Origin of the sequence: Maribacter dokdonensis DSW-8, from assembly GCF_001447995.1 — a bacterium.
Lineage (GTDB): Bacteria > Bacteroidota > Bacteroidia > Flavobacteriales > Flavobacteriaceae > Maribacter > Maribacter dokdonensis.
Window position 1 is genome coordinate 429,501 of sequence record NZ_LDPE01000002.1, and the last position, 15,037, is coordinate 444,537.

The following is a 15,037-nucleotide window of genomic DNA, read 5'->3' on the forward strand; positions in this document are numbered from 1 at the left end:
AGCAACTTTGATTAATTTTAAAAAGCATATCTAAATAGCAGTGGTATCATCTTTTTCCTTGGTAGCTTCTAATTTTTGCATATACTGTTTTGGCGACATTGAATATCGTTCTTTGAACAATTTAGAGAAGTAACTTCTAGAGGTAATACCAATTCTATAAGTAATTTCAGTGATGTTCAAATGAGTACTTTCCATTAAATGTCTGGCTTTTTCCATGCGTTTGTTTTGCAAATATTCTTTGACCGAAAGTCCAAATAAGCTTTGAAAACCGTTTTGTAGTGTATTTTGATTTAAGCCTACTTTTTTTGAAAGTGTTAAAACATCTGGTGCCTGGTCTAAACTCTCATCTATAATATTTGCGGCGTGTTCTATTTTAACAACGGTAGACTGTCTAAGAATTGTTCTTTTTTCGCTTGGGGAGGCATCATCTACATATTGCCTTAGATGGTGTGCCAGTATTTCATAGCATTTGCCTTCAATAAATACACTTTTTGTAAAACCTTGATCTTCCGTTTGGTTGATTTCCTCAATACATTTTGCAATATCAAGGCTATAATGAGCTTTGTGAAAAAAAAGGTTAATACCGTTAACATCTCTAAACAGACCCTCTAGGTCTTCGTTCATTTCCGGTAAAAAAGACTCAATTTTTTCTTCGAACAATTTTCTGTTGATCTCTAAGCTAAAGAAGCAAACAGGTTCTTCGGCTTTAAGTGTAAGTACATTTCCGTATTTACTGTTACAAGAAAAAATGGCACTTTCTAAATGCTTTATTTCTGTTAGTTTTTCTTGGCCTTCAAACTCATGCCAAATACTCTTTTCCCTATTAAATACAATTTCCAATGGCTGCACTAAAGATTGATTAAGCACAAACCGGGTGTCTTTCTTAAGGGTAATATCAACATCTAAAATGCCCACACCATGAGAAAAACTAATTGCTTTTATATGACCGGTACCAGCCTCTTTAGGGATATCCATACAAATTTCATTGTTCTCTTCCCTATAATCAACATCTAATCTGTGGGCAATATCCTTTACGATATCAACCACGTTCAACTCCTTAAACTCTTTTTTTGTACCCATACTAATTGGATTATGTGTACAAGATAAGTCAATTTACGAAAGGATATTTGGCTTAATAAGGTTTTAGATTAACACAAAAATGTAGGTAATGAATTATATGTTAGTCAATTAGCCATATTGTTTGGATGAGTTAAGATTTAATTTTTTACAACCAAGCAAAACAGGGTATTAGTGTCATTTTTGTACCAACAATAATGAGATACTGTTTAGAGCATTTCATTATGAACAATCAAAATATTAACCTAATTATTAAAATCTATATTATGAGAAAGTCACTATTAATGTTCTTATTTGCTATTATGACTGTTGGCGTTGCAATCAGTTGTAGAGAAGAAAAATCAGCAGGAGAAAAAATGGAAGAAGGTATTGAAGATGTTGGTGATGGTATTGAAGACGGTGCAGAAGAAGTTGAAGATGCGGTAGAAGATGCTACTGACGACAACTAGTATAAAAATTGCTATGAAATTTAAAGCCAGATAGATTTTCTATCTGGCTTTTTTATGTTTGACCTTTAGACTATTCTTTTTTGCCATTGCTGGTAAGTACATCTACTAGGCCATCTTGTAGGTTTATCCACAAATAATTGAAAAACGATTTATGTTGTGTGCGTTCAACGGAAATTGTACCATACCTAAAACCGTTTTCATCTGCTTTTGAGCCATCGTTAACAAATAAATTACCAATAAAGGAAAGCACTTTTTTTACACCGTTCCTTTCTTTGTTCAACAATTGAAATTTAAAATCTTCATATCGCATTTTGATGTCTCCGCTAGAGGTGTATTTATCACCCGATATGGTAAAATAGAGTTGTTCAATGGTTCCGGTAGTTTGAGTTCTTAAGTTAGGCACAAGAAAATCGTTTAGCTTTTCAGTATAAAAATTTGAAAGCTTGCCAGATATTAAAAAAGAATTATGTGGGTCGTTCACATTGAACTTCCAATCTAAGTGCAGTGCACCGGCATCCATTAAATTCGCGTTGAGTTTTATGCTTACTGTATCGTTAACTGTTGTCAAATTGGATAGATTATTAATATCTGCATTTAAATTAGTAAATCGTAAAGCACCCGCTTTTACATTATTAGGTGCATCTTCTCTATAAACAATTGTTCCTTGCTTAATTAAAATGGTATCTATTGCGATCATAAAGGGTAATTTTCTTAATAGTGTACCGTAAAGTGGCTTTGTACTTAAATCTTCCAATGGAGACTTATCCCTATAAATTTCTAAGTTGGGCTCTATGAATTTTACTTCTTTGAAATTAATTTGAAGTGAATCTTTGTTGGCCACATAATTGTGATCGTTGATAGAAATAGCCGGAATTGTTAAGCTTACATGATCTCTCTCATAGGTAATTTGCTTACTGAGTTCTGCTTTAGAATACTTGGTTAAAAGAGAAATATCAGTCATGTCTATAGAAGAATTGTTCATCACTAAAGAGGCCATTTGCAGATTTTCGTATTCCCCAAGGGGAGCTTTAAATTGCGCTATTTCTATTTGATAATTAGAAAATGTAAACGGAACATATTTGGTAATTGTCTCGGGGTCGGTAGCTACATCTTTTAAATGAAGACCTAAAGATGCTACTGAAATGAGTTCAATTTCTTCATTGGCGTCCCAAATTTCCACAACACCAGATTCGAACTTTAATTCTTCAACAAAAATTTCTTTCAGGAGATTAATGGGATTGCTTTTGTTGGCAACTACGTTGTTAGGGTCTTTTGGGCAAGTTTTAAAATGAAGATGAGGTGTTGACAGTGTCAAGGTTTTTATATGAACAGACTTTTGAAAAAGTATTTTCCAGTAACTAAATCCTTCAATGGAAAGCTCGTTGGCATTTACTCTTATTTCGCACGAAGAGGTTTGCTTGCCTAAACTGACTACGGCAACGTCGGTAAAAGCAATGTTGCCCTCTAATAGGTTTATTGCAAGTTCATCATATGAAAAATTAATGTGATCGGGTACTTTTCGCTCTAAAAAACTGATGATTTCATGCTTCATTTTCCATTCGGCAAGCATATAACTACCTATGGAGAAAATGAGAATAACAACTAGCCACTTTAAAATCTTTGACATAAGGTAAAAGTTAGAGCGTAACAAAAGGTAAAGCACCTATTTGTTGAGAAGTAGATTCTAAAATGGGATTTAGGACCTTGCTACTTATAAGGCTTTTCTATACCCGCGCTGTCAGGGTCCATATATTGTTTAAAATCCGATGCGCTGGTAAGTTCTATGAAATCTTTTCCTTTAATGACAATGGCATTTTTTAAAAGACTAGGTTTTTTATCTAAAATTTTCAACCAACCATCATCATCTAAATTAACGGTTTTATCGCCATACTCATCCTTAAAATCCGGGTGGTCGGTATTTATCAATTCAGAGATGGTCTTGCCTAGGCCATCTGCCAGCTCTGCCCATTGGGTGCCGGTGACATTTGTCTTAGAGATATCTATTGTTAAATGTTCTTTACCAGAAGATTCCACGTAAGCGTTCAATTGCTTACCAATTGAATTTTCTGAACTGTAATAAAGGGTTATCTGTTTTTTATCCATAGCAATTACTCCCATCACTTTTTTTTAAAAGTACTCACAACCACAACGAGTAATTAACTCGTTTAAAACTAAAAATATCTTGAAAGGTTAATTAGGGGGTACGCCGCGCGATTTTATAGTATATTGTTGATAAACAATTTATAAGGTGGTGAATACTTTTTTTTGGGTTGCATATATAGCGGTAACGGTGTGGAGTATCGTCAATATTATTTTCAATGGATCAAGGGCAACTAAGATGATTAGTTGGTCTTTGTCTGTTATAATATTTCCTTTTTTGGGTCCGCTGTTATACTATTTGTTCGGTATTAACAGAAGAAAGTTCAAGCTGTTTAAATTAAAACAAACAGAGAAAAGACGATTATATTCTGAAACCTATAAAGAGTTGGAGGGCGGCGAACAAAGCGTTCATGATTTTGATGACTACAAGAGAGATAAATTAGCATCACTAATAAGAAAGAACAGTTATTTTGCCCCTTATGAAGGTAATGAGGTAACCTTGCTCAATAGTGGAGAAGAAGCCTTTGGAGCCATATTCAAAGCCATTAAAGGGGCTAAGAAATTCATACACATCCAATACTATATTTTAGAAGATGGAATGTTGTTAGACAAGTTTTATGAACTGTTCAAAGAGAAGGTAAAAGAAGGTGTAGAAATTAGAATGTTGTATGATTCTTTTGGTAGTAATTCAATGCGAGGTAAAAGAGTACAGCGATTTAAGGATATTGGGGTAAAAGCATTTTCTACGATGCCCATTCGTTTTGGAAACCTTCTGTTTACCCTTAACTATAGAAATCACAGAAAAATTGTAATCATAGACGGTAACGTTGGTTTTACCGGTGGTTTCAATGTGTCCGATAAGTATATGAAGCCAGTGTCAGAGCTGGGAATATGGCAAGATTTGCATGTACAGATCAAAGGGCCGGCAGTAAATAGCTTGCAGCGTGTTTTTGTAAAGGATTATCATTTTGCAGGTAAAGAAGAATTGTTGCTACAGGATAAATATTTTCCCAAAGTAGACTCTTCTGGCAAAACGGTTGCGCAGATTATTTCAAGCGGACCAGATTCTAGATACCCTGCAATTATGCAGCAATATTTGGCAATGATCAATATAGCCACAAAGAGTATTTGCATTGCCAACCCTTATTTTATCCCTGGTGAGCCGGTCTTGGAAGCCATAAGAATTGCGGCATTGAGCGGAGTAAAGGTCACATTGTTGACCCCTAAGATTTCAGATTCATTGTTAGCACAATATAGTATGTTTTCAACTTTTGAAGCATTACTTGAAGTGGGCGCCAATATATATTTAAGACCAGATTTTTCTCATAGCAAGGTCATTATTATTGATGGGGAAATAGTATCCGTAGGCTCAGGTAATTTTGATTACAGAAGTTTTGAGCACAATTTTGAGACCAATGCTATTTTATACGATAAAGAAAAAGCATCGCATATAGAAAAACTGTTTACAAAACACTGTACGGAAGAAGTCAAAGTAGATTTAGAAAAATTTAGGCAGAGGTCACCGTTCAGTAAATTTTTAGAAGGGCTTGCCAAATTCTTTAGTCCGCTTTTATGATTACATCAGCATCCATCAATAAATTAAACTATTTAATCTTATTTATATTCAGTTTCCCTATGGTTGCATCTGCACAACATATAATTCCAGAAGTAATAACCCAAGAAGCAAAAATTGCGCTTTCCCATTATCCGGAACTTACAGATGTTGCTATTGAATTTAAGTTCAAGAAGAACATTAAAAAGTCTACCATGCAGGCACAACCTTCTTTTTGGAGTGTTTTTAAATCAAAGAAAAACAGGTCATATAAAATATTGATAAGCGAAAGAATAAAAATTGCCGATTCTGTGTACTATACCAAAGACATTCCGTCAGAAATTATGATCGGATGGTTGGGTCATGAACTTGGGCATGTGATGGATTATCAACAGCGGAGTGGTTTGAATTTAATTGCATTTGGGTTTAAATATATAACCTCTAAAAATTATATACGTGAAGCAGAACGCCGTGCAGATTCTTATGCGGTAAACCACGGTATGGAAACCTATATACTAGCTACAAAAGAGTTCATTTTAAAGAAAGCTGGCTTAACCCAAAAATATGTGGATAGAATTAAGAATTTCTATCTATCCCCAGAAGAAATAATGGTATTGGTAGAAGAGAGAGACGCCGCACTTAACGAGTAGCTTAAATATTATGATGTTTTTTAACGAACTCTTCCCACTCGGCAAACTTTTCCTCTTTCATAACTCGCTCCATTTTTACTTGTCCGCCTTTCTTTTTGTTACTATCGTTCCAATCGTAAAAAACTTCTGGATTTACCGTGAATACTTTCACTCCTTTCAAAGCTTTAGACCTGGCAACCTTGTAATTTTTATTGGCAGCTTTTAATGATTTGTCAAGTTTTTCCGCAATCTTTTCAGGGTTTTGAGTAGTGGTAGTGCCTAGGTACCATGTATGGTAAAAACCATCATCGTACTTTTTTGCACAAAGGGTATATTCTGGTATTTCAATGTCAAAGGTTTCCATGATATCTTGTAGCGCATCATCCAATTTATTGACAGATAACTGTGAACCCACGGTGTTTAAGAAAAATTTGGTGCGCCCCGTAATTTTTATTTCGGCACGTTCCACATCTGTAAATTCTATGGTATCTCCAATTAGGTAACGCCAAGCACCGCTGACCGTACTGATAATGAGCACGTAGTTTTGTCCTTTTTCAACTTCAGAAAGAGTTAATGATGGTGCATCTTGAGCAAGAGAACCATCTTCAAGAATATAATCTGGATCAAAAGGAACAAACTCAAAGTAAATACCATTGTCGGTCACCAACTTCATGGCATCGGTTTCTGGTCTTGCTTGAAAGGCGATAAACCCTTCAGATGCCAAATAGGTATCAATTACCGTAACGGGTTTGCCCATTAAGGCGTTAAAACTCTTTTCGTAGGGACCAAAAGCCACTCCACCAGATGTGTAGACCTGTAGATTGGGCCATATTTCATGAATGTTGTTAAGGTTGTGTTTTTTAATGACCTCCTTCAGCATTAGTTCTATCCAAGAAGGAATTCCGCTTAACGCTCCAATGTCCCAGTCCGCAGCCTTTTCGGCAATCTTTGCAACGCGTTCGTCCCAATCATCAATTTGGGCAATTTCCTTTCCAGGTTTATAATAACCACTAAACCATGACGGAATGTTACTGGCACTAATACCACTGATTTCACCTTCTAAATGATCATCGTTTTCAACCAAATCCGTAGAACTGCCCAGCATTAAAATGCCGGTTTCAAAGAAATCTGCCGGAAGATCGAAGTTTGAAATGGCCAGCACCTGCTTTATACCTGCTTGTCTTATGGCATCTATCATGGCATCTGTTACGGGAATACGTTTACTTGTTTTTCCAGTAGTACCGGAACTCAGTGCAAAATAATCGGGACTACCCGGCCATGTGACATTGGTTTGTCCCTCATGTAATTTATGCCACCAAGCGTCATTGATCTGATTATAATCAAAATAAGGAACAGCATTACGAAATGCCTGTTGAGGGTTGTTACTCTCTAGAATATCTTCAAACGCATACGCTTTACCAAAAGAAGTGTCTTTTGCCGTTTCCAATAGGTTTTGAAGCACAGACTTTTGATCTTCAATAGGGTTGTCTTCACCGGCAATTTTATCGGTAACATTGATAACCCCTTTAATAAAGTTTCCTATGATATTCATGAGCCAAAAGTGTTTCTAGATTAATGGCTATAAAGGTAGGTCTGGGTAGAGATAAAGATTAACCCTAATCTGAAATATGTGGACTTTATTAAGCTTTATTTGAAAATAAGCAAGATTTAACTAAGCATAATAAGCACCGCACCTACAGCGGTCAACACCAAAATCATTTTTCTGAAAAATGCTTCTTTAATGTATTTAATAAATTTGACCCCTACGAAGAAACCCAATAGAATGCCAGGCAAGAGCATCAAGTTTAATTGTAACGACTCTACGGAAATGGTTTTCCAAACAAAAAAGTGAAAGGGTAGTTTAATAATGTTTATGATCAAGAACAACCAAGCCGCAGTGCCAATAAAATGATTTTTAGGTAGGCGCATGGCTAAAAAATAAATATTGGAAAAGGCCCCCGCCAAATTTCCCACCATGGTGGTAATACCTGCAATGGTACCAATAGAACCTGCAAACGACCAATGTGATGGTACGTTCTTGTCTTTTTTACGGTCCCAATAGAACATCATACCTACGGTAATGATGATGATGATGGCCATACCTATTTTAAAAAATTTCTCAGGCAATTCATTGCCAATAAAAACCCCTATTAAAAGTCCGACCAACATCCATGGCAATACTTTAAAAACATATTTCCATTGTGTGTATCGGTTATAGTAAATTACTGCAAAAATATCGGCGAGAACCAGTAACGGTACTACCATACCCGTGGATTGTCTTGCGCCAAATGCCAACGCCATGATCGTAACGTTTAAAACGGCAATGCCTTTTATTCCCGCTTTGGATAATCCTATGATAAAGGTGGCTATAGAAGCAAGAATCCAGGCCGTTGGGGTAATTTCAGAAGTTATTGATAGTAGCACGTAGTACGTTTAGCGTATTAGATATAAAAATGTCCTAAAATAATATATCTTTAACAATCAACCTAAAACCAACTTATGGAACTCAGTACATTAGACTATGCATTTATTATAGTTTTCTTCTCTCTTGTCTTAGGAATAGGAGTATATGTGTCAAAGAAATCAGGTAAAAACTCTTCAGAATTTTTTCTATCAGGCCGTACTATGCCGTGGTGGCTATTAGGTCTTTCAATGGTAGCGACGACATTTTCAACAGATACCCCCAATTTGGTGACAGATATTGTTCGTACTAATGGAGTTTCGGGGAACTGGGTGTGGTGGTGTTTTTTGATTACCGGTATGTTGACCGTTTTCGTTTATGCCAAACTTTGGCGTAAATCTAACGTAAATACAGATTTAGAGTTTTATGAAATGCGCTATGGTGGTAAGCCGGCAAGTTTTTTAAGAAAGTTCAGGGCAGTTTATTTGGGCGTTATCTTTAATGTGATTACCATGTCTGCGGTAACTTTGGCAGCAATTAAAATAGGTAGTATAATGCTGGGTCTAGAACCATGGCAAACCGTGGTCAGTGCAGGTCTTATAACGGTTACCTTTAGTGCCTTAGGCGGATTCAAAGGTGTGGTATATACAGATTTCCTTTTGTTTTTTGTTGCCATGGCCGGTGCCATAGGAGCAGCATATTATTTAGTGAATATTCCTGAAGTTGGAGGAATTGAAGCTTTAATGGCGAATGAAAATGTAACAGAGAAATTGAACATATTGCCAGATTTCAGTAACAAGAAAGCATTGATAACTTTATTCATAATACCGCTGGCCGTACAGTGGTGGAGTTCTTGGTATCCAGGTGCTGAGCCAGGCGGTGGTGGTTATATTGCTCAACGTATGTTGGCAGCAAAAGATGAGAACCATGCTATTGGGGCAACCTTCTTTTTTAACATTATGCACTACGCATTAAGACCTTGGCCATGGATTTTAGTGGCATTGGCATCTATTGTAGTATACCCGGATCTAGCAAGTATACAAGAAGCTTTCCCTAATGTAACGGCAGATAAATTAGGTCATGATTTAGCATATTCGGCAATGTTGACCAAACTACCAAGCGGATTGTTAGGAGTTGTTTTAGCATCTTTGGTGGCGGCCTACATGAGTACCATTAGTACCCAATTGAACTGGGGCTCTTCATATATCGTTTATGATTTTTATAAACAACAGATTAATCCTAATGCATCTGAAAAGCGATTGGTAGCAGTAGGTAGAATTTCAACCGTAGTATTAATGATATTCAGTGCTGCACTGGCATTATTGCTACAAAACGCATTACAGCTGTTCGATGTGCTATTGGCATTCGGAGCAGGTACAGGGCTGATTTTTATACTTAGATGGTTCTGGTGGAGGATTAATGCATGGAGTGAGATTACGGCAATGTTTGCATCGGGTATTATTTCGATCATCTTAAAATTAACTCCAGTAGGTGCATATTTATTTGCTACCGAAACAGGTTTGTTGCCAGATTGGTCAGAATATATATTTATAGTAGTGGTAACAACCATTATTTGGTTGATCGCTACATTTATGACGCAGCCAGAGTCTAATGAAACGTTGAGAAGCTTCTACAGAAAAATACAACCAGGTGGACCGGGTTGGTCCAAAGTAGTTGATGAAGCAAAAACCGATGCAGTGGAAATTGTAAAGGATAAAGAAAAATGGAGCGTGCCTGCAGGGGTAACCGCAATGTTATTAGGTGTATTATTGATCTATTCGATCATGTTCGCTACCGGATATTGGATCTATGGTAGAACTACCCAAGCAATCGTATTAACGGTTGTTTCAATAATAGCAGGTGTATTGCTGGTAAAAGCATGGAATCGCTTAAAAGGCAATATTTTATAAGATCAGCATGAAGAAGGACAGAATTGTTTCGGTCGACATCTTTAGAGGAGCTACCATACTGTTAATGGTATTGGTGAATACACCAGGAACATGGTCAAATGTGTACGGGCCTTTTTTACATGCAGATTGGCACGGTTATACACCAACAGATTTGGTTTTTCCGTTCTTCTTGTTCATTGTTGGTACATCAATAGCCTTTTCCTATAAGAACAGAACGGTTGATGTAAAAGCATATAAAAAAATTGCGATCCGGGCATTGAAGTTAATTGCTTTGGGTCTTTTCTTAGGGGCATTTTTAATTCATTACTCATTCTTTAAAAATTTCAAGGACATTAGATTTCCTGGGGTATTACAACGTATAGGAGTGGTATTCTTTTTAACAGCTATTTTGTTTATTAACCTAAGTTGGAAAAAACTAATTTGGGTAACGGCGGTATTACTAATAGGATATTGGTTATTAATGACGTTCGTTCCTGTAGAAGGAGTGGCATCCACCTTGGAAAGAGCACCCAATAATTTGGCAAACTGGATAGATGTAAAAGTTTTTGGTACGCATAACTATAAGGCAGATTACGATCCAGAAGGCTTGTTAAGTACAGTACCAGCTATTGCCAGTTCTTTATTAGGGGTATTTACAGGATTGATACTAACCGCTAAGCAAGAAAAGAAAGCCACTATTCTAATGGGCATAGGCGGTAGCTTCTTGATCATAGGGCATATGTGGGATCTAGTGTTCCCCATTAACAAAGCACTATGGACAAGCAGTTTTGTATTGGTCACTGCAGGTTGGGCAAACCTTATTTTGGCACTTATATATTACCTGACAGATGTAAAGAAAATTGAATTTGGATCTATATTCAGATATGCAGGAGCAAATGCTATTGTAATATATTTTCTTTCTAGCTTCATTAGCAAGGTGATGGGTCAAATACAAGTGGGCGACACCTCATTACACGGTTGGTTGTTTCAAAAAGTATATGTCCATGACTTTCTTGCGCTAGAAACTTCATCCTTATTATATGGGCTAAGTGTAGTACTGTTCTATAGTCTTGTGGGCTATATCCTATATCAGAAAAAGATATTTATAAAGGTGTAGCAATAGGCTTACTTAATCATCAATTTTGCTACGTACTTGCCAATAACATCAAATTCCAAGTTTACAATGGTGCCCGGTTTATAGGTGTTAAACCTAGTGTGTTCGTAGGTGTAAGGTATAATGGCAACTTCAAAAGTATTCTTGCCAGAATTAACTACGGTTAAGCTTGTACCATCTATAGTAATAGAACCTTTTTCAATAGTGGGGTTACCAGTTGCCGCATCATAGGTGAAAGAGAAAATCCAGCTTCCATTATCTTCTCGAACACTTGTACATTCCCCGGTCTGATCTACATGGCCTTGAACAATATGCCCATCTAATCTAGAGCCCAAGATCATAGCACGTTCAAGGTTGACCGTATCATTTATCTTAAGTGTATCAAGGTTGGTTTTACTCAACGTTTCGGCAATTGCGGTAACCGTATAAGTAGTATCCGTAAGGCTAACGACAGTTAAACATACACCGTTATGAGCTACGCTTTGATCAATTTTAAGCTCTGGAGTTAAACTAGATGCTATCGTAATGTCCAAGTTGCCACCTTTAGGTTCAAGAGCGGTGACCTTACCTAATGTTTCAATAATTCCCGTAAACATGTGTCGTTTAATTTAAGTAATTTTGAAAATTCAAAATTGAGTACAAAGGTACAGATTATCATGGACGAAAATAGGAAAATAAGGTTAGGTATCTCTATAGGAGACTTAAATGGTATAGGTTGTGAGGTCGCTTTAAAAACATTCGAGGACAGTAGAATGTTAGATTTTTGCACACCGGTTATTTTTGCCTCAAATAAGACCGTTTCCTTTCAAATGAAACAATTAAAATTAAATATTGCTTTCAATGGTATACCTCATGCTTCAAAAGCAATAGATAATAAAATCAATATTGTAAATGTTTGGAAAGAAGTGCCTAGGGTTGATTTTGGTCAAGCGACCAAAGCAGGTGGCGAGTATGCTATTAAATCATTAAAAGCAGCAGTGGAGGCTTTAAAGAATGGAGATATAGATGTATTGGTAACGGCACCCATAAATAAGAACAATATACAATCTGAGGAGTTTAATTTTCCAGGGCATACAGATTTTTTAGCGCAAGAACTAGAAGGTGAAAGTTTAATGTTTATGGTTACAGATACGTTAAAGGTTGGTTTGCTTACAGATCATGTGGCCGTAAAAGACGTATCTGCCGCTATAGTGCCTAGGTTAATACGTGATAAGATCAACACCATAGAGAAATCATTGAAAATGGATTTCGGTATTCGCAAGCCAAAAATAGCTTTGCTGGGTATTAATCCGCATAGTGGTGATAATGGAGTAATAGGCAAAGAAGATGATGAAGTTTTAAAACCTGTCATAAAAGAAATGGCCGAAAAGGGACATTTGGTCTTTGGTCCATATTCTGCCGATAGTTTTTTTGGTTCTGACGCCTATAAAAAATTCGATGCCATTTTAGCGGCATATCACGATCAAGGTCTTATACCTTTTAAAACAATATCGTTTGGGCAAGGAGTCAATTTTACCGCCGGATTGAATAAAGTAAGAACTTCACCCGATCACGGTACCGCATTTGAGATAGCTGGTAAAGGTGTTGCAGATGAAAGTTCTTTTAAAGAAGCTGTGTTCATGGCATTGAACATTTTTAAGAACAGAACAGAATATCAAGAGCTAACACAAGATGTATTAAAAAAGCAGCGTTTAAAGAGAGAACGTTAAATTTTGGTACAATAAAAAAGTTATAAAGATAAATAGTTGATAACTATTGTCTTTTATTAAAATAATAGTATCTTTGCACCCGCCTTTTATGGGCGATTAGTGTTAATTTAAGTGTGTACGTGATGAAGCAAAAGGAGTTCAATATTCCTTTCTCAGGTTTGAAGCAAGGAAAACACAACTTTAATTACCAGATTGACAATACGTTCTTTGATTCTTTTGGATACGATGAATTTAACGCAGCCAGCATCAGTTTAGATGTAGTACTTCATAAAACAAGTACAATGATGGAGGTTGATATGAACGCATCGGGAACAGTTAATGTAGCTTGTGATATTACCAGTGAACCATACGATCAGTCCATAAGTGGAGATTTACATTTGGTGGTAAAATTCGGTGAGGAGTATAACGATGAAGATGATGAAATTTTGATTCTTCCTCATGGTGAACATCAATTGAACATTGCACAGTATGTGTATGAAATGTTGGTGTTGGCGGTTCCGCAAAAAAGAATACACCCTGGTATTGAAGATGGCACTTTACAATCTGAAGTGTTGGATAAATTGAACGAGCTTCAACCAAAAGAGAAAAGATCAAACAAAGAAGAAAACGATCCCAGATGGGATGAATTAAAGAAACTATTAACGGATAAATAAGGTTTAAATGGCACATCCTAAAAGAAAAATTTCCAAAACAAGGAGAGACAAGAGAAGAACTCATTATAAAGCGGTAGCACCTACTTTAGCAAAAGATTCTACTACAGGTGAAACACACCTTTACCATAGAGCACATTGGCACGAAGGTAAATTACATTATAGAGGTCAAGTTTTGGTTGATAAAACCGAAGAAGCAGAAGCTTAAGACTTTTTTACAATATACTAAGCTCCCACTTCATTAGAAGTAGGGAGTTTTTTTTAGTCCAATTTGTATTTTATCACCTTGTAACTCAGATAATTTAAAAGGTTATAGCCTTAGTGCTATCAATTGCAATTTTTCAAAAACCCGATAACTTTAGGCGAAAAGTCGTTGAAAATCACTAATTTTCATGACTTTTGACTCGTTTTTTAAGTTTTTTACAAGAAAGCAAATAAAGTATGACCAAAATTACAGCAGCTATTACCGCAGTAGGAGGCTATGTTCCCCAGTTTGTAATGACGAACAAAATGCTTGAGGAAATGGTTGACACCAATGATGAATGGATTACTACCAGAACAGGTATTAAGGAAAGAAGGGTGTTAAAAAAGGAAGAAGGGGAAGGTACTTCATATTTAGCCATTAAAGCGGCCCAAGACCTTATGGAAAAGAAAGGGCTTGATGCTGCCGAAATAGATTTGGTCATTGTAGCAACAGCTACACCAGATAGTATGGTAGCTTCTACGGCAGCTTTCGTAGCTTCTGAAATTGGGGCTGTAAACGCCTTTGCTTATGATTTATTAGCGGCATGTTCCAGTTTTCTTTTTGGAATGTCAACGGTTGCCGGGCATATTGAGACAGGTAGATATAAAAAGGTATTACTTATAGGTGCAGATAAAATGTCATCTATAATAGATTATACAGATAGAACAACCTGTATAATTTTCGGTGATGGTGCCGGAGCAGTACTTTTTGAACCTAATACCGAAGGCTTGGGTCTACAAGATGAATACCTTAGGGCAGATGGTACAGGAAGACAGTTTTTAGGCATGGAAGGCGGTGGATCTTTAATGCCGGCCACAATTGAAAGTGTAACCAATAAAAAGCACTATATTTTTCAGGAAGGAAAAACAGTGTTCAAATTTGCGGTTTCAAATATGGCAGATGTAGCGGCCAAGATCATGGATAGAAATGATCTTACCGAGTCAGACGTTGACTGGTTGGTGCCACATCAAGCTAATAAGAGAATCATTGATGCCACAGCAAAAAGAATGGGTGTAGATGATTCAAAAGTGTTGATGAATATTCAGCGCTACGGTAATACCACATCCGGTACATTACCACTTTTACTTTTCGACTACGAAAAACAGCTTAAAAAAGGGGATAACTTGGTTTTCGCAGCCTTTGGTGGCGGCTTTACCTGGGGTTCTATCTACCTTAAATGGGCGTATAACTAACATCAACTACCAATTATAACTTAGAGAAAT

General features: G+C 36.5%; 15 protein-coding genes. 9 read left to right on the forward strand and 6 right to left on the reverse strand.

Going from position 1 to position 15,037, the window contains the following annotated elements; genetic code table 11:
• Positions 1-30: 30 nt before the first annotated feature.
• Positions 31-1,080: a helix-turn-helix domain-containing protein gene (locus I600_RS11395; protein ID WP_058104655.1), complete on the reverse strand. Its 1,050-nt coding sequence runs from the start codon at positions 1,078-1,080 to the stop codon at positions 31-33.
• A gap of 263 nt (positions 1,081-1,343) precedes the next feature.
• Here I600_RS11395 and I600_RS11400 point away from each other — a divergent pair, with 263 nt between their 5' ends.
• Positions 1,344-1,526 (forward strand): hypothetical protein, encoded by a 183-nt coding sequence (locus tag I600_RS11400; protein ID WP_058105124.1) that lies wholly within the window; start codon positions 1,344-1,346, stop codon positions 1,524-1,526.
• 70 nt (positions 1,527-1,596) lie between these two features.
• On the opposite strand, the gene I600_RS11405 is transcribed toward I600_RS11400, so the two are convergent.
• Positions 1,597-3,153, reverse strand: coding sequence for an AsmA family protein (locus I600_RS11405; RefSeq protein ID WP_058104656.1), 1,557 nt, complete (start codon positions 3,151-3,153; stop codon positions 1,597-1,599).
• Between the two features lie 80 nt (positions 3,154-3,233).
• Positions 3,234-3,644 carry an arsenate reductase family protein gene (locus I600_RS11410; protein ID WP_058104657.1) on the reverse strand — a complete coding sequence of 137 codons (411 nt, stop codon included), beginning with the start codon at positions 3,642-3,644 and terminating at the stop codon, positions 3,234-3,236.
• 133 nt (positions 3,645-3,777) lie between these two features.
• On the opposite strand from I600_RS11410, the gene cls reads away from it, so the two are divergent.
• Positions 3,778-5,202 (forward strand): cardiolipin synthase, encoded by a 1,425-nt coding sequence (gene cls / locus I600_RS11415; RefSeq protein ID WP_058105125.1) that lies wholly within the window; start codon positions 3,778-3,780, stop codon positions 5,200-5,202.
• Positions 5,199-5,828 (forward strand): hypothetical protein, encoded by a 630-nt coding sequence (locus I600_RS11420; RefSeq protein ID WP_317038732.1) that lies wholly within the window; start codon positions 5,199-5,201, stop codon positions 5,826-5,828. The genes cls and I600_RS11420 overlap by 4 nt, the downstream gene beginning before the upstream one ends.
• 1 nt (position 5,829) lies before the next feature.
• On the opposite strand, the gene I600_RS11425 is transcribed toward I600_RS11420, so the two are convergent.
• Both I600_RS11425 and I600_RS11430 read right to left on the reverse strand, forming a co-directional pair.
• Positions 5,830-7,359, reverse strand: a complete 1,530-nt coding sequence (locus tag I600_RS11425) for a GH3 family domain-containing protein (RefSeq protein ID WP_058104658.1) — start codon at positions 7,357-7,359, stop codon at positions 5,830-5,832.
• 116 nt (positions 7,360-7,475) lie between these two features.
• On the reverse strand, positions 7,476-8,231 hold the full coding sequence (locus I600_RS11430; protein ID WP_058104659.1) for a sulfite exporter TauE/SafE family protein: 756 nt from the start codon (positions 8,229-8,231) through the stop codon (positions 7,476-7,478).
• A gap of 75 nt (positions 8,232-8,306) precedes the next feature.
• Here I600_RS11430 and I600_RS11435 point away from each other — a divergent pair, with 75 nt between their 5' ends.
• Positions 8,307-10,118: a sodium:solute symporter family protein gene (locus I600_RS11435; protein WP_058104660.1), complete on the forward strand. Its 1,812-nt coding sequence runs from the start codon at positions 8,307-8,309 to the stop codon at positions 10,116-10,118.
• Positions 10,119-10,125: 7 nt separating this feature from the next.
• A complete protein-coding gene (locus tag I600_RS11440; protein WP_058104661.1) occupies positions 10,126-11,214 on the forward strand; it encodes an acyltransferase family protein in 1,089 nt (362 codons plus the stop codon).
• Between the two features lie 8 nt (positions 11,215-11,222).
• Here I600_RS11440 and I600_RS11445 read toward each other — a convergent pair whose 3' ends face one another.
• The gene (locus I600_RS11445) at positions 11,223-11,807 is read right to left on the reverse strand and encodes a riboflavin synthase (protein ID WP_058104662.1); all 585 of its coding nucleotides are present in this window, start codon (positions 11,805-11,807) and stop codon (positions 11,223-11,225) included.
• Between the two features lie 60 nt (positions 11,808-11,867).
• Between I600_RS11445 and pdxA the strand changes: the two genes are divergently transcribed.
• The 4 genes from pdxA to I600_RS11465 all read left to right on the forward strand — a co-directional run bounded on the left by pdxA (position 11,868) and on the right by I600_RS11465 (position 15,007).
• Positions 11,868-12,920: a 4-hydroxythreonine-4-phosphate dehydrogenase PdxA gene (gene pdxA, locus I600_RS11450; RefSeq protein WP_058104663.1), complete on the forward strand. Its 1,053-nt coding sequence runs from the start codon at positions 11,868-11,870 to the stop codon at positions 12,918-12,920.
• Positions 12,921-13,042: 122 nt separating this feature from the next.
• Complete coding sequence (locus I600_RS11455) at positions 13,043-13,573, forward strand: YceD family protein (protein WP_058104664.1); 531 nt, start codon at positions 13,043-13,045, stop codon at positions 13,571-13,573.
• 7 nt (positions 13,574-13,580) lie between these two features.
• Positions 13,581-13,778 (forward strand): 50S ribosomal protein L32, encoded by a 198-nt coding sequence (rpmF, locus tag I600_RS11460; protein ID WP_058104665.1) that lies wholly within the window; start codon positions 13,581-13,583, stop codon positions 13,776-13,778.
• Positions 13,779-14,011: 233 nt separating this feature from the next.
• Entirely contained in the window at positions 14,012-15,007 is a 996-nt protein-coding gene (locus tag I600_RS11465) for a beta-ketoacyl-ACP synthase III (protein ID WP_058104666.1), read from the forward strand.
• Positions 15,008-15,037 lie beyond the last annotated feature (30 nt).

Bases quoted from the DNA above. Each gene is read 5' to 3' on its own strand.
- I600_RS11465 (WP_058104666.1), top strand. From the start codon at position 14,012: ATGACCAAAATTACAGCAGCTATTACCGCAGTAGGAGGCTATGTTCCC.
- I600_RS11395 (WP_058104655.1), bottom strand. From the start codon at position 1,080: ATGGGTACAAAAAAAGAGTTTAAGGAGTTGAACGTGGTTGATATCGTA.
- I600_RS11425 (WP_058104658.1), bottom strand. From the start codon at position 7,359: ATGAATATCATAGGAAACTTTATTAAAGGGGTTATCAATGTTACCGAT.
- I600_RS11440 (WP_058104661.1), top strand. From the start codon at position 10,126: ATGAAGAAGGACAGAATTGTTTCGGTCGACATCTTTAGAGGAGCTACC.
- I600_RS11400 (WP_058105124.1), top strand. From the start codon at position 1,344: ATGAGAAAGTCACTATTAATGTTCTTATTTGCTATTATGACTGTTGGC.
- I600_RS11445 (WP_058104662.1), bottom strand. From the start codon at position 11,807: ATGTTTACGGGAATTATTGAAACATTAGGTAAGGTCACCGCTCTTGAA.
- I600_RS11405 (WP_058104656.1), bottom strand. From the start codon at position 3,153: ATGTCAAAGATTTTAAAGTGGCTAGTTGTTATTCTCATTTTCTCCATA.
- I600_RS11420 (WP_317038732.1), top strand. From the start codon at position 5,199: ATGATTACATCAGCATCCATCAATAAATTAAACTATTTAATCTTATTT.
- I600_RS11410 (WP_058104657.1), bottom strand. From the start codon at position 3,644: ATGGGAGTAATTGCTATGGATAAAAAACAGATAACCCTTTATTACAGT.
- I600_RS11455 (WP_058104664.1), top strand. From the start codon at position 13,043: ATGAAGCAAAAGGAGTTCAATATTCCTTTCTCAGGTTTGAAGCAAGGA.
- I600_RS11435 (WP_058104660.1), top strand. From the start codon at position 8,307: ATGGAACTCAGTACATTAGACTATGCATTTATTATAGTTTTCTTCTCT.
- rpmF (WP_058104665.1), top strand. From the start codon at position 13,581: ATGGCACATCCTAAAAGAAAAATTTCCAAAACAAGGAGAGACAAGAGA.
- pdxA (WP_058104663.1), top strand. From the start codon at position 11,868: ATGGACGAAAATAGGAAAATAAGGTTAGGTATCTCTATAGGAGACTTA.